The organism is Streptomyces sp. 12E, assembly GCF_055633275.1.
The window spans coordinates 1,065,904-1,079,013 of the sequence record NZ_JBVNCJ010000001.1 but is presented as its reverse complement, the minus strand read 5'-3'; the positions used below and the strand labels follow the sequence as shown (position 1 = coordinate 1,079,013).

Here is a 13,110-nt window from a genome sequence, read left to right as displayed (position 1 = left end):
CGCCACGGCGGGGGCGCACGGTCCTGTTCGGCCGCGGGCGGCGCCGCGGCCCGTGCGGGAGGTCAGCCGACGGGAGCGGGGCTCGGCCCGGACGCCGACTCGGCCTTCCGCGTCGCTCCCTCGGCGCGCCGCCGGCCAGGACGGCCTTCCGGGCCGGGCGCCGCCCACCGGGCCGGCGTCGGGGCGGGCCCCGTCGTGGCGGCGCCGTCGCACCAGCGGCTCCCGCCTCCTCGCCGAGGGAACGCCGGATCCGGCGGCGTCACCGGTCCGGTCGACCGCTGCGCCGACGACCGGGTGGACACCTGCCCGCTCACCGGCGAGGCGGACCGGTCCGACGTGATCCGCGCACCGCGCGCCGCACCGAAGCCGTCACACGCGCGGGTGAGGGATCAGCTCCGTGGCGTGCGCGGGAAGCGGCGCTTGTCCTCCGCCCTGCGCTCGGCGTCCTCCGCCTTGGCGACGGCCGCGTACCGGTCGACGTACTCCTGGCCGGACAGGCTGAGGATGGCGTACATGATCTCGTCGGTGGCGGCGCGCAGGACCGCCTTCTCGCTCTCCATCCCCGCGTAGCGCGAGAAGTCCAGCGGCTCGCCGAAACGGATCGCCACCGGGCGGATCCGGGGGATCTTCCTGCCGGGCGGCTGCGCCTCGAAGGTGCCGATCATCGCGCAGGGAACCACCGGGACGCCCGCCTTGAGGGCCATCACCGCGACGCCGACCTTGCCCTTGTAGAGGCGGCCGTCGTGCGAGCGCGTGCCCTCCGGGTAGATGCCGAGCAGTTCCCCCTTGCCCAGCACGCCGAGACCCTCCCGGATGGCGGCCTGCCCGGCCTCCTTGCCGGAGCGGTCGACGGGGATCTGCCCTGCGCTGTGGAAGAAGAACGCCGTCAGCCGGCCCTTGAGCCCGGGGCCGGTGAAGTACTCGGCCTTGGCGAGGAAGGTGATGCGCCGCTTGAGCACGGCCGGCATCAGGAAGTGGTCCGAGAAGGACAGGTGGTTGCCCGCGACGATGGCCGCGCCGGACGACGGCACGTGCTCCAGGCCCTCTATTCGGGGCCGGAAGACCAGACGTAGCAGCGGGCCCAGCAGCACGTACTTGAGCAGGTAGTAGAACAAGGACACGCTCCTCGACTCCGGCGGACGGGCGGTGCCGCCGCATCCCGGCAGGCCATCCGGCACGTCGTGGGGTGCCAGTCTAGGTCCGGGCGCCGTGACCCGGCACCACGTCCGACGCGACGGGACGCGCCGGGCCGGGGCGTTGAGTGCCCGTCAGGGGCGCGTCGCGGGGAGTAGGCTCGGACGCATGCGGATCTCCGTCTCCTCCGACATGGACGAGCCCGTGGCCCGGGCCCTCCTCGCCGAGCTCCGCGAGCGCGGCCACGAGGTACGCGCGCACGGCGCCCTGAATCCCGGGGACGACCCGCGGTGGGCCGTCTGCTCCGCGGCGGCGGCCCGTGAGGTCGCCGTCGGCACGGCCGATCAGGCGGTGGTCTGCTGCTGGACCGGCACCGGTGCCTCGATCGCGGCGAACAAGGTGCCCGGCGTCCGGGCCGCCCTGTGCACGGACGCGTACACGGCGGACGGCGCGCGCCGCTGGAACGACGCCAACGTGCTGGCGCTCAGCCTGCGGCTGACGTCCGCGCCGCTGCTGACCGAGATCCTCGACGCCTGGTTCGCCGGCGCGCCCAGTGACGACCCGGAGGACCGGAGCACCATGGAACGCGCGGCACGTCTCGACCGGGAGCGCACCGGCTCCTGATCCGGGGACGGCCGCGGGAGCGGTCACAGCCGTACCACGACCAGCGCCGTGTCGTCGGCGGCGCCGCCGGGCGGCGGTTCCAGCAGCACGATGTCCGCGAGCGTCTCGGGAACCCGCCTCCGGTGCCGGCGCGGGGCACCAGGGCCGGCGGCCCGGTCGAAGTCGATGAAGGCCGTCACCGCGGTCACGGACTCGGCTCCGTCCACCCCGTGGGCGTAACGGCCCACCGCGTCCAGCGCCTGCGCGGGCCCGCCCCGGCCCGTGGACGAAGGCCTCGCCGACGTCCGCGCACACCGGCTCGGGGGCAGCGGCGCTGCCCTGCCGGGCAGGCCAGGTGGACCGCGGCGTGGCCGATCGGCGCCTCCGCCCGGGCCGTCGCCTCACTCCGGCGGTGCGGTCAGCGGCTGCTCCGCCCAGATGATCTTCCCGCCGGGAACGAACCGGGTGCCCCACCGCCGGGCCAGCTGGGAGACCAGCAGCAGCCCACGTCCGCCCTCGTCCATCGCGCGGGGATGCCGCAGATGGGGTGTGGTGGCGCCGCCGTCGAACACTTCGCACACCAGTGCCCGCTCACGGATCAGCCGCAGCCGTACGGGACCGCCGACGTGCCGTATGGCGTTGGTGACCAGCTCACTGACGATCAGCTCCGTGGTGAAGACCAGGTCCTCCAGCCCCCAGCGGGCCAGCTGCCGGGTGCTGTTCCTGCGGGCCTCTGCCACGACCGCCGGATCCGCGGGCAGGTTCCAGACCGCGACCCGTCCGGGGTCGAGACGTCTGGTGCGCGCCATCAGCAGGGCCACGTCGTCGTGGGGCCGGGCCGGGACCAGCATGTCGACCACCGCGCGGCAGTTCGGCCCGAGCGCGTCCGTGGCGCTCTGCAGTGCCTGCCGCAGCCGTTCGCGGTCCGCCTCGTCGGGCACGGGCTTCCCGCCGGACAGCAGACCGTCCGTGTGCAGGGCGAGCGTGCTGCCCTCGGCCAGGGTCAGCTCCACCGCGTCGAACGGCGGGCCGCCCACACCGAGCGCCGGTCCCTGCGGGAGGTCGACGAAGACGACCGCGCCGTCGGGCGTCACCACGGCGGGCACGGGATGGCCGGCGGCCGCCATCGTGCACCGCCCGTCCACCGGGTCGTAGACGGCGTACAGGCAACTGGACCCGACGGACCGGCCGGGGAAGTCCCCGGACTCCCCCTCGCCCTCGTCCCGCGCCAGCCGGGACGCCAGGTCGTCCAGATGGGCGAGCACCTCCTCGGGCGGCAGATCGATCGCGGCCAGCGTCCGTACGGCGGTGCGCAGCCGTCCCATGGCCGCGGCGGCGTCGATGCCGTGCCCCGGCACCTCGCCGACGACCAGGGCGACACGGGCGCCGGACAGCGGGATCAGGTCGTACCAGTCGCCGCCCAGACCGGTCAGCTCGTCCGCCGGCCGGTAGCAGGCGGCCACCTCCACCGCGTCCTGCTCGGGCAGCCGCCGGGGCAGCAGACTGCGCTGCAGGACCAGCGCGGCGTCCCGCTCGCGGGTGTAGCGCCGGGCGTTGTCCACGCAGACGGCGGCGCGGGAGACGAGGTCCTCGGCCAGATGGAGGTCCTCCTCGTTGAAGGGATCGTGGCGGCGGCGGAAGAACGTGGTGATGCCCAGGGTGACGCCCCGGGCCCGGACCGGGACGACCATCGCGCTCCGCAGGCCGAGCTCCAGGAAGGTGGACTCCCGGCCGCCCGGCGGCGTGGCCCACGCCAGGGCGAGCGGGTCGAGCCGCTCCTGAAGCCAGGACCGGCCCGTGGTCAGGCAGCGCACCGGCGGAGAGCCCGCCAGGTACGGCAGCACCGTCCCGGCCGCCACGGCCGCCCGCGGCAGGTCCTCGTGCAGCGACCGCTGGCCCGCCCGGCGCAGCGGCACCCGGTCGGAACCGGCGAGGGGGTCCTGCTGGACCTCGGCGCCGTGCAGCACCGGCTCCAGCAGGTCCACGGCGACGTAGTCCGCGAGTTCCGGCACGGTCACGTCCGCCAGTTCCTGCGCGGTGCGCACGACGTCCAGGGTGCGGCCGATGTGTTCGCCGGCCCGGTCGAGCAGGGCGAGGCGCTGCCGGGCGCGGTGTCGTTCGGTGACGTCCACGACGGTGTAGTACACGCCCATCGGACGGCCCCGGTCGTCGTCGAGGCGGGTGAACGACAGCAGGTGCGCGGTCTCGCGCAGCGGCGCCGAGCGGACCCGGCCGACGTGCTCGTAGTCGAGCACCTGTTCGCCGGTGTCCAGTACGTGCCGCATCCGAGCCTCGACCGCCTCGGCGTCCATGCCCGGCTGGACGTCCGCGAACCGCAGTCCCAGGCGCCGCCCGGCCGGCCCGCCGCCGAACTGCTCGAGCGCGGCGTTGGACCACACGAAGCGCAGCTCCGTGTCCACGATCGCGACGCCGATCGGCGCACCGGCGACCATCTGCTCCAGCACGGCGCGGCTCATGTCCCAGCCGGCCGAGCCGGCCAGCTCCGACAACAGGGCCAGCATCGACGAACGGCCCTGCGGCTCCACGGCCGGCGTGATCCGCACCATCACCGCGACCGGCCGCCCGTCCCGGTGCCGGGCCGTCAGCAGGCCCGCCCAGTCGCCGTCCGACCGGCACCGCTCGACCAGGTCCGGCACCCGCTCGGCGTCCTCGGGGACCAGCAGCTCGGCGAACTTACGGCCCACGGCCTCGGAGGCGCGGTACCCCAGCAGCCGCTCGGCCCCGCCGGTCCAGCCCGACACCATGCCGTGCGGGTCGAGCAGCAGGGGAACGGCGTCGGCCACATCGAACCCCTGCCGGGCAACGTCCTGCTCCTTGTGTCCGCCCACGGCCGACCTCTCTGTCGCTGAGAGTGGTCTACCCCCTCTTGTCCCCATCTTCACCCTTGGGGCGGTATGAGAGCTCTGTGGGGCGAGCCGTCCCCTTCCGGGCCCGGAAGGGGACGGCGGCGGCTCAGGCGTTCCCGGCCAGGACCTTCTCCACGGTGTGCAGGGCGCTCTGCAGCTCCTCCGCCGTGACGGTCAGGGGCGGGGCCAGGCGGATGGTGGAGCCGTGGGTGTCCTTGACCAGGATGCCCTCCCGCATCAGGCGCTCGCTGATCTCGCGGCCGGTGCCGAGCGCCGGGTCGATGTCCACGCCCGCCCACAGACCGCGGGACCGGAAGCCGACCACGCCCTTGCCGACGAGCGACTCCAGGCCCTCGCGCAGGATCCCGCCCAGCTCCGCCGCCCGGCGCTGGAACTCGCCCGTCTCCAGCAGCTCCACCACGGCCGTGCCGACCGCCGCGGCCAGCGGATTGCCGCCGAAGGTCGACCCGTGCTCACCCGGATGGAGCACCTGGAGCACCTCCCGCCGGGCCACCACCGCCGACACCGGGACGATGCCGCCGCCCAGCGCCTTGCCGAGCAGGACGACGTCCGGGACGACCGACTCGTGCTCCACCGCGAGCGTACGGCCCGTGCGGCCCAGACCCGACTGGATCTCGTCCGCGACGAACAGGCACCCCGCGCGGCGCGTCAGCTCCCGCACCCCGGCGAGGTAACCGTCGTCCGGGACGATCACCCCCGCCTCGCCCTGGACCGGCTCGATCAGCACCGCCGCCGTCGTCTCGTCGACCGCCGCCTCCAGTGCCGCCGGGTCGTTGTACGGCACCACCCGGAAGCCCGGGGTGAAGGGCCCGAACCCGCTCCGGGCGACCTCGTCCGTCGAGAAGCTCACGATCGTCGTCGTACGGCCGTGGAAGTTGTCCGCCGCCACCACGATCGTCGCCCGGCCGTCCGGGACGCCCTTCACGTCGTAGGCCCACTTGCGGGCCACCTTGATCCCGCTCTCCACCGCCTCCGCGCCGGTGTTCATGGGCAGCACCATGTCGAGACCGGTCAGCGCGGCCAGCCGCCGCGCGAACTCGGCGAGCCGGTCGTTGTGGAAGGCGCGCGAGGTCAGCGTGAGCCGGTCCAGCTGGCGGTGCGCCGCCTCGATCAGCGCCGGATGCCGGTGGCCGAAGTTGAGCGCCGAGTAGCCGGCCAGCATGTCGAGGTACCGCCGGCCCTCCACGTCCTCCACCCACGCGCCCTCCGCGCGGGCGACGACCACGGGCAGCGGGTGGTAGTTGTGCGCGAGGACCGGCTCCTCCGCGCCGATCAGCTCGGCGGACGTACGCGCGGGAACGACAGCGGTCATGAGCGGATCTCCTGTGTGCAGCACTTGATGCCCCCGCCCGCCTTGTGGAACTCGGACAGGTCGACGGGGACGGGGACGTAGCCGCGGTCGGCGAGCCGGGCGGCGAGGGCCGTGGCCCCCGGGGAGACGAACACGTGGCGGCCGTCGGAGACGGAGTTCAGCCCGAACGCCGTCGCGTCCTCACGGGTCGCGAGCACCGCGTCCGGATACAGCCGGGCCAGCACCTCGCGACTGCCCGGCGAGAACGCCTCCGGGTAGTACGCGACGTTCTCCTCGTCCAGCACGAACAGCGCCGTGTCCAGGTGGTAGAAGTACGGATCCACCAGCGTCAGGCCGATCACCGGAACCCCGAAGAACTCCTGCGCCTCGCGGTGCGCCTCGGGGGTGGTGCGGAAGCCGGTGCCGGCGAGGATCCAGCGCCCTGCGGGCACCAGGTCGCCCTCGCCCTCGCACACCGACCCGGGGCGGTGCACCTCGTACCCCCCGGCCTTGAACCAGGCCTCGTACGGCACGGACTCCGGGCGCCGCTCGGGCGCCAGGAACAGGGAGCCGAAGACGCGGCCCGCCACGACGACCGCCGCGTTCGCGGCGAACACCATGTCGGGCAGTCCGGGCTCCGGCTTCACGGTCTCCACGGTATGGCCGTGGTCGCGGTAGGTGTCGATCAGCGTCCGCCACTGGCGTAGGGCGAGGGCGACGTCGACGGGACGGTCGGGGTGCATCCAGGGATTGATCGCGTACCGCACGGCGAAGTGTCTGGGTTCGCAGACGAGGTATCGCCGCCGGGACGCCACACGGAAGTCGGGCACAGAGGGGTTCCTCCGCTTCCACGCGGTCTCGACAGGGGGTGGGACCACGGTAGGAAGCGGGCGATACGGGCGACAAGGAACAGGAGCTGCGTGTTCGCGCAGGAACGCTGCGCAGTTCCGCGGTTCAGCGCACGTCTGATGCGCCCTCCGGCGCGGGCTGACTCACTCCTGCCTCAGGACTGTCCGGCAGCAGATGGGACAGCACCATCACGCTGATCGTCTTCCGGATGAACGGCTCCTGGCGGATCCGCTCCAGCACCTCCTCGAAGTGCTGCACGTCCCGCGCCCGCACGTGCAGCAGCGCGTCCGCACCGCCGGTCACCGTCATCGCCGCGGCGATCTCCGGATGGTTGCGCACCACCTCCGCCAGCCGCCGGGGCGGCGCCGCCCCCTCGCAGTACACCTCGACGTACGCCTCGGTGCGCCAGCCCAGCGCCGACGGCCGTACCGTCGCCGTGAAGCCGGTGATCACGCCGCTCTCGCGCAGCCGGTCCACCCGGCGCTTGACCGCCGTCGACGACAGCCCGACGGCCGCGCCGATCTCGGCGAAGGACGTCCTGGCGTTCGCCATCAGCGCGGTGACGATCTTCCGGTCGAGTTCGTCGAACGACGCGGGCCTGCTGTTCATGCGGGCACTGTATCCAGCGCGAACGCCCACGTCCGGGGCATGTCCAGACGTGGAAAACCCCCCTACACTCCACCTTCATGCTGCGCGCCCTCGCCGTCGACGACGAACGCCCCTCACTGGAGGAACTGCTCTACCTGCTGAACGCCGACCCCCGGGTCGGCAGCGCCGAGGGCGCAGGCGACGCCACCGAGGCGCTGCGCCGCATCAACCGCGCCCTGGAGTCGGGCCCCGAGGGGCCCGAGGCCATCGACGTCGTCTTCCTCGACATCCAGATGCCCGGCCTCGACGGCCTCGACCTCGCCCGGCTGCTCAGCGGGTTCGCCCGGCCGCCGCTCATCGTGTTCGTCACCGCCCACGAGGACTTCGCCGTCCAGGCCTTCGACCTCAAGGCCGTCGACTACGTGCTCAAGCCCGTCCGCAAGGAACGGCTGGCCGAGGCCGTCCGCCGCGCCGCCGCGCAGCGCGGCGCCACCCCGCGCGACACCGCCCCGCGCATCCCCGTGCACGAGCCCGACCCCGACCACATACCCGTCGAGCTCGGCGGCGTGACCCGCTTCGTCGCCGTCGACGACATCACCCACGTCGAGGCCCAGGGGGACTACGCCCGCCTGCACACCGACCGGGGCAGCCACCTCGTACGGATCCCGCTCTCCACCCTGGAGGAGCGCTGGCGCTCCCGCGGCTTCGTCCGCATCCACCGCCGTCATCTGGTCGCCCTGCGCCACATCGGCGAGCTCCGGCTCGGCGCGGGCACCGTGAGCGTCCTGATCGGCTCCGAGGAACTCCAGGTCAGCCGCCGGCACGCCCGCGAACTGCGGGACCTGCTGATGCGCCGGACCACGAGCTAGGCGGGGGAGCGCACATGCCACAGGACCCGGCCGAACGCCGCGTGGTCGTCACCGGCCCGCCCCGCCGCACCCTCCGCTCCTCCGGCTACTACCGTCCGCGCACCGAGATCGACGAGCAGACCACCCTCGGCCACACCTACGTCCGCTCCCTGATGCGCATCCAGCTGCGCACCGGACTCGCCGTGTTCGCCGTCCTCGCCCTGCTCATCGGACCGCTCCCGCTGGTCTTCGCCGTCGCCCCCGACGCCCGCCGCCTGGAGTGGGCGGTGCTCGGCTTCGGGCTCTACCCCCCGCTGGTCCTGCTCGCCCGCTGGTACGTGCGCCGCGCCGAACGCAACGAACGCGACTTCGTGCGGCTCGTCGAGGACCGCTGAGACCGGGACCGCCAGCACCGTGAACTCCACCTACGCCGTTCCCGCCGTCGCCCTCGTCGTCCTCGCGACCGTGCTCGTCGGCGCCTTCGGCCTGCGCATCTCCCGCACCACCTCCGACTTCTACGTCGCCTCCCGCACCGTCGGCCCCCGCCTCAACGCGGCCGCCATCAGCGGCGAGTACCTCTCCGCCGCATCCTTCCTCGGCATCGCGGGACTCGTCCTCGTCCAGGGCCCGGACATGCTCTGGTACCCGGTCGGCTACACCGCCGGCTACCTGGTGCTGCTGTTGTTCGTCGCCGCACCGCTGCGCCGCTCCGGCGCCTACACCCTGCCCGACTTCGCCGAGGCCCGGCTCGCCTCGCAGACGGTACGGCGGCTCGCGGGCGCCTTCGTCGTCGGCGTCGGCTGGCTGTACCTGCTGCCGCAGCTCCAGGGCGCCGGGCTCACCCTGACCGTTCTCACCGGAGCACCCGACTGGCTCGGCGGGGTGATCGTCGCCGTGGTGGTGACCGTCATCGTCGGCGCGGGCGGCATGCGCAGCATCACCTTCGTGCAGGCCTTCCAGTACTGGCTGAAACTCACCGCCCTGCTCGTCCCCGCCCTTTTCCTGATCGCCGCCTGGCAGAGCGACGGCGCCCCCAGCCGCGCCTTCGACGAACCGGCCGCCTTCCGCGAACAACGAGTGGTCCGCGTCGACGACACCCTCGACCTCCGGCTCGAGAGGCCGCTCACCGTCACGGTGGACGGCACCGTCGACGGCCGCGAGCTCGACGGCGCCGAGACCGGGCTGTCCGCGGGCCCCCACCGCATCGACGGCGGCACCCGGCTCACCTTCGCCGAGGGCGCCGAGGTCCCCGCCGCCGGACGCGGCGCCGACGACGCCCTGTCGCCCTCCCGCGCCGAGTCCCGCGAGGAACGCCCGCTGTACGCCACGTACGGACTGATCCTCGCCACCTTCCTCGGCACCATGGGACTGCCCCACGTCGTGGTCCGCTTCTACACCAGCCCGCACGGTGTGGCCGCCCGCCGCACCACCGTCGCGGTCCTCGGCCTGATCGGCGCCTTCTACCTCCTCCCCCCGGTCTACGGAGCCCTCGGCCGTCTCTACGCGCCCGAACTCACCCTCACCGGCGACGCGGACGCCGCCGTCCTGCTCCTGCCCGGCCGGATGATCGGCGGGACGGGCGGCGACCTCCTCGGGGCGCTGGTCGCCGGGGGCGCCTTCGCCGCGTTCCTGTCGACGGCCTCCGGCCTCACCATGGCCGTGGCCGGCGTGCTCACCCAGGACGTGCTCCCCTCGCGTGGCGTACGGCACTTCCGGCTCGGCACCGTCCTCGCCATGGCCGTACCGCTCGGGGCGAGCCTCCTGGTCGGCGGACTGCCGGTGGCCGACGCCGTGGGGCTCGCCTTCGCCGTCTCCGCCTCGTCGTTCTGCCCGCTGCTCGTCCTCGGCATCTGGTGGCGCCGGCTGACCCCGCCCGGCGCGGCGGCCGGGATGCTGGTGGGCGGCGGCTCCGCGTTCGCCGCCGTCGCCGCGACCATGGCCGGCTACCCGGGCGCGGGGCCCTGGCACGCCCTGCTCGCCTGGCCCGCGCTCTGGTCGGTGCCGCTGGGCTTTCTCACCATGATCCTGGTGTCCCTGGCCACCCCCGGCCGGGTGCCGCCCGGCACGGCGGCGGTCCTGGCCCGCTTCCACCTGCCGGAGGAACTCCGTACGGAGGTGTCCGCATGAGCGGTTTCCTCGCCGGTCTGCTCGTCGCCGTCCTGCCCCTGCTGGCCGCGGGATTCTGGATCGGCCGGCGCACCGCCCGTCCCACCAGCCTCGCCGGACTCGGCACCCCCGTCGAGCACGCCACCTTCGAGACCCTGCACACCGCATCCCTGGCCACGCCCCCGCTGCGGGCCGGCCTGACGGAGGAGGCCGCCGGCAAGTCCGCCCGCAAACTGCGCTCCCTGCTCGGCACGGACGCCCTCTGCCTCACCGACCGCGAACGGGTCCTCGTCTGGGACGGCGCCGGCGCCCACCACCGCGCCGAGATCATGGAACGCCTCACCGGCCCCCTCGACACCGGCCGCGGCGAGGCCTTCCCGCTCACCTGCGACACCCCCGACTGCTCGGTGCGCTGGGCGGTCGTCGCCCCGCTCACCGTCGACGACCGGGTGCACGGCGCGCTCGTCGCCTGCGCGCCGCGCGAGTCCGCCGTCCTCGTCCGGGCCGCCGGGGAGGTGGCCCGCTGGGTCTCCGTCCAGCTCGAACTCGCCGACCTCGACCAGTCCCGCACCCGCCTCATCGAGGCCGAGATCAGGGCCCTGCGCGCCCAGATCTCCCCGCACTTCATCTTCAACTCGCTCGCCGTGATCGCCTCGTTCGTACGCACCGACCCCGAGCGGGCCCGCGAACTGCTCCTGGAGTTCGCCGACTTCACCCGCTACTCGTTCCGCCGGCACGGTGACTTCACCACCCTCGCCGACGAACTCCACGCCATCGACCACTACCTGGCGCTGGTGCGGGCACGCTTCGGCGACCGCCTCTCCGTCACGCTGCAGATAGCCCCCGAGGTACTGCCGGTCGCCCTGCCCTTCCTCTGCCTCCAGCCGCTGGTGGAGAACGCCGTCAAGCACGGCCTGGAGGGCAAGGCCGACACGTGCCGCATCCAGATCACCGCGCAGGACGCCGGCGCCGAGGCCCTCGTCGTCATCGAGGACGACGGCGCCGGGATGGACCCCGGCCTGCTGCGCCGCATCCTCGCCCGCGAGGTCAGCCCCACCGGGGGCATCGGACTGTCCAACGTCGACGACCGGCTCCGCCAGGTCTACGGCGACGACCACGGCCTCGTCATCGAGACCGCCGTCGGCGCGGGCATGAAGATCACCGTCCGGCTGCCGAAGTACCAGCCGGGCGTGCACCTGACGGGGCGGCTCACCCCGAAGTGAGGCATGCCGCCCGGACCCCCTCAGGCGCTGCGGGTGGCGACCATTCCCAAGGTGATCAGCCCCAGGACGACCCAGCCGAACCACAGCCAGCCGTTGCTGCCGAGCGCCACCGTGTACGCCGTGACGGCGACCAGACCGCCGACGGTGAGCACTCCCATGGTCTTCGTCGACGTGGAACCGTTCGTGGAACCGGGCATCGCGGCACCCTCCTCATGGTTCGGCTCCCTCCATGGTGCCCCCGTTCCGCCTCCTCACGGTGCGCACGGCGACATGTGTGACGGATTTCCACGCCCCTTCGCCGGTCCACGACCCGGCTTCGTGGACCGACGGGTCGAAGCCGTGGTCACGCGGCGGCACGTCGCGCGCGCACGCCGCGTCCGACGCGGTGCGCGCCTCGGCGAGCGTGACGTCCTCGCCCAGTCGGGTGAACCCGAGCACCTGCTCGTCGTACCTCCCGGCGCACGACACCAGCCGCGCCTCACGGCGGGACCGCACGTCCAGGCAGTCCCGCCGTCGCATCGTCGCCGTGTCGGCGGACGCCGTCCCCGAGCGGCCCGTACACCGGCCCGTGCGCCCCCAGCACCAGACAGGCGGTACGCCCCCCGGCCGCCTCGAACCCGTCCGCCGTCGGTACGACGGCCGGACCGCGGACGTCGGCCGGCCGGCCGCACAGCTCCCACGTCCGCTCCTCGCACAGGGCGGGGCCCCGCTCTCGCGCCTCCTCGTCCGAGGAGGCCTCGGCGAACGCCACGCCTGCCCGTCGGGCGCCCGGTCCGCACAGGTCGGGTCGAGGGTCAGCCGGGGCGCGCCGTCGAAACGGGCGCCACCGGGCCGGTCGGCCCGTACGCGGTCGCCCTCCTCCAGCGGCTCGGCCAGCCCGACGGCCTCCCCGTACGGCGCCGCCGTCCCGCCGCCGCTCTCCCGGTCGGCCGGCGCGTACCAGGCGCCGCCCAGCCGGTGCGGCAGCAGATAGCGGCCGGCGACCACCCGGCCCGCTCCCGGCGGCGGTGATGAGGCCATCCGGTCACTCCCGGGTTCGCCGGGGGTGCTCGGCGGGGTGCTCGCGGTGGACGCGTCGGAGGCGGCGGGCACGCTCGTGGCCGGAGCGCCGCCCGCGGGCCCGCCGGCGGGCGGCGTGGGGCCGGCCGGTGCGGACGTGTCAGCCGGCGATCCGCCGGGCGACACCGGCCGCCCGGACTCCGCCGCCCCCGAGGCCGACGCGGACGGCGGCGAGCCGGAGGCCTTCGTCTCCCGAGACGGATCCGCGCCCGGGGGAGCGGCCCCGCCGCCGGACGTCCCCGTGTCCTCCGCCACGCTCAGCATGACGTGCGTCCCGGCGAGGGGCGGAACCGCCCGCCGCTTGCGCGCGCCGAAGGCGGTGTCCTCCTCGCCCGTCGCCCGCCGGCCGCACGACCACGACCTCGGAACGGTCGTACCCCTTCCGTTTCTCGTTTCCGTCGTCGAACGGGACGGAGATCCTGTTCCGTTCTGTTCTTCTCGAAGGGGCGCAATGGATTTCCGCAGGAGCACCTCACCGCCGGAAGTCCCCGTTCATCGGCCGGAGACGCGATTCCCGTCCG

12 protein-coding genes and 1 pseudogene are annotated in these 13,110 nt (G+C 74.1%); 5 read left to right on the top strand and 8 right to left on the bottom strand.

Translation table 11 applies throughout. The annotated features are described in order from the left end of the window. Positions 1-389 precede the first annotated feature (389 nt). Positions 390-1,115: a lysophospholipid acyltransferase family protein gene (locus ACZ8ZB_RS05050; protein ID WP_470736510.1), complete on the bottom strand. Its 726-nt coding sequence runs from the start codon at positions 1,113-1,115 to the stop codon at positions 390-392. Between the two features lie 187 nt (positions 1,116-1,302). Here ACZ8ZB_RS05050 and ACZ8ZB_RS05045 point away from each other — a divergent pair, with 187 nt between their 5' ends. Next, complete coding sequence (locus ACZ8ZB_RS05045; protein WP_470736509.1) at positions 1,303-1,758, top strand: RpiB/LacA/LacB family sugar-phosphate isomerase; 456 nt, start codon at positions 1,303-1,305, stop codon at positions 1,756-1,758. Positions 1,759-1,781: 23 nt separating this feature from the next. Here the strand turns inward: ACZ8ZB_RS05045 and ACZ8ZB_RS05040 are convergent. The 5 genes and pseudogenes from ACZ8ZB_RS05040 to ACZ8ZB_RS05020 all read right to left on the bottom strand — a co-directional run. Next, positions 1,782-2,015, bottom strand: a pseudogene (locus tag ACZ8ZB_RS05040) (hypothetical protein); the annotation flags it as partial. Between the two features lie 123 nt (positions 2,016-2,138). Next, positions 2,139-4,586: a SpoIIE family protein phosphatase gene (locus ACZ8ZB_RS05035; RefSeq protein WP_470736508.1), complete on the bottom strand. Its 2,448-nt coding sequence runs from the start codon at positions 4,584-4,586 to the stop codon at positions 2,139-2,141. Positions 4,587-4,710: 124 nt separating this feature from the next. Beyond that, entirely contained in the window at positions 4,711-5,937 is a 1,227-nt protein-coding gene (gene rocD, locus ACZ8ZB_RS05030) for an ornithine--oxo-acid transaminase (protein WP_470736507.1), read from the bottom strand. Next, the gene (gene ddaH, locus ACZ8ZB_RS05025; RefSeq protein ID WP_470736506.1) at positions 5,934-6,746 is read right to left on the bottom strand and encodes a dimethylargininase; all 813 of its coding nucleotides are present in this window, start codon (positions 6,744-6,746) and stop codon (positions 5,934-5,936) included. The genes rocD and ddaH overlap by 4 nt, the downstream gene beginning before the upstream one ends. A gap of 124 nt (positions 6,747-6,870) precedes the next feature. Next, complete coding sequence (locus ACZ8ZB_RS05020) at positions 6,871-7,374, bottom strand: Lrp/AsnC family transcriptional regulator (RefSeq protein ID WP_470736505.1); 504 nt, start codon at positions 7,372-7,374, stop codon at positions 6,871-6,873. Between the two features lie 77 nt (positions 7,375-7,451). Here ACZ8ZB_RS05020 and ACZ8ZB_RS05015 point away from each other — a divergent pair, with 77 nt between their 5' ends. Genes ACZ8ZB_RS05015 through ACZ8ZB_RS05000 form a run of 4 tightly spaced genes read left to right on the top strand, consistent with a single transcriptional unit; the run spans position 7,452 to position 11,530 of the window. Further along, positions 7,452-8,222 carry a LytR/AlgR family response regulator transcription factor gene (locus tag ACZ8ZB_RS05015; protein WP_470736504.1) on the top strand — a complete coding sequence of 257 codons (771 nt, stop codon included), beginning with the start codon at positions 7,452-7,454 and terminating at the stop codon, positions 8,220-8,222. A gap of 14 nt (positions 8,223-8,236) precedes the next feature. After that, positions 8,237-8,596, top strand: coding sequence for a hypothetical protein (locus ACZ8ZB_RS05010; RefSeq protein WP_470736503.1), 360 nt, complete (start codon positions 8,237-8,239; stop codon positions 8,594-8,596). A 19-nt stretch (positions 8,597-8,615) separates the two neighbouring features. Next, positions 8,616-10,328, top strand: coding sequence for a sodium/solute symporter (locus ACZ8ZB_RS05005; protein ID WP_470736502.1), 1,713 nt, complete (start codon positions 8,616-8,618; stop codon positions 10,326-10,328). Then, positions 10,325-11,530: a sensor histidine kinase gene (locus ACZ8ZB_RS05000; RefSeq protein WP_470736501.1), complete on the top strand. Its 1,206-nt coding sequence runs from the start codon at positions 10,325-10,327 to the stop codon at positions 11,528-11,530. Before ACZ8ZB_RS05005 ends, ACZ8ZB_RS05000 begins: the two co-directional genes overlap by 4 nt. A 20-nt stretch (positions 11,531-11,550) precedes the next feature. Here the strand turns inward: ACZ8ZB_RS05000 and ACZ8ZB_RS04995 are convergent, their stop codons facing one another. Both ACZ8ZB_RS04995 and ACZ8ZB_RS04990 read right to left on the bottom strand, forming a co-directional pair. Further along, entirely contained in the window at positions 11,551-11,727 is a 177-nt protein-coding gene (locus ACZ8ZB_RS04995; RefSeq protein WP_030822347.1) for a membrane protein, read from the bottom strand. 13 nt (positions 11,728-11,740) lie between these two features. Beyond that, the gene (locus ACZ8ZB_RS04990) at positions 11,741-12,550 is read right to left on the bottom strand and encodes a septum formation family protein (protein ID WP_470736500.1); all 810 of its coding nucleotides are present in this window, start codon (positions 12,548-12,550) and stop codon (positions 11,741-11,743) included. Positions 12,551-13,110: the final 560 nt, after the last annotated feature.

What these genes read in the sequence shown, in the direction of transcription:
- ACZ8ZB_RS05045 (WP_470736509.1), top strand. Translation starts at nt 1,303, where the DNA reads ATGCGGATCTCCGTCTCCTCCGACATGGACGAGCCCGTGGCCCGGGCC.
- rocD (WP_470736507.1), bottom strand. Translation starts at nt 5,937, where the DNA reads ATGACCGCTGTCGTTCCCGCGCGTACGTCCGCCGAGCTGATCGGCGCG.
- ACZ8ZB_RS05020 (WP_470736505.1), bottom strand. Translation starts at nt 7,374, where the DNA reads ATGAACAGCAGGCCCGCGTCGTTCGACGAACTCGACCGGAAGATCGTC.
- ACZ8ZB_RS05015 (WP_470736504.1), top strand. Translation starts at nt 7,452, where the DNA reads ATGCTGCGCGCCCTCGCCGTCGACGACGAACGCCCCTCACTGGAGGAA.
- ACZ8ZB_RS05010 (WP_470736503.1), top strand. Translation starts at nt 8,237, where the DNA reads ATGCCACAGGACCCGGCCGAACGCCGCGTGGTCGTCACCGGCCCGCCC.
- ACZ8ZB_RS05000 (WP_470736501.1), top strand. Translation starts at nt 10,325, where the DNA reads ATGAGCGGTTTCCTCGCCGGTCTGCTCGTCGCCGTCCTGCCCCTGCTG.
- ACZ8ZB_RS04995 (WP_030822347.1), bottom strand. Translation starts at nt 11,727, where the DNA reads ATGCCCGGTTCCACGAACGGTTCCACGTCGACGAAGACCATGGGAGTG.
- ACZ8ZB_RS04990 (WP_470736500.1), bottom strand. Translation starts at nt 12,550, where the DNA reads ATGGCCTCATCACCGCCGCCGGGAGCGGGCCGGGTGGTCGCCGGCCGC.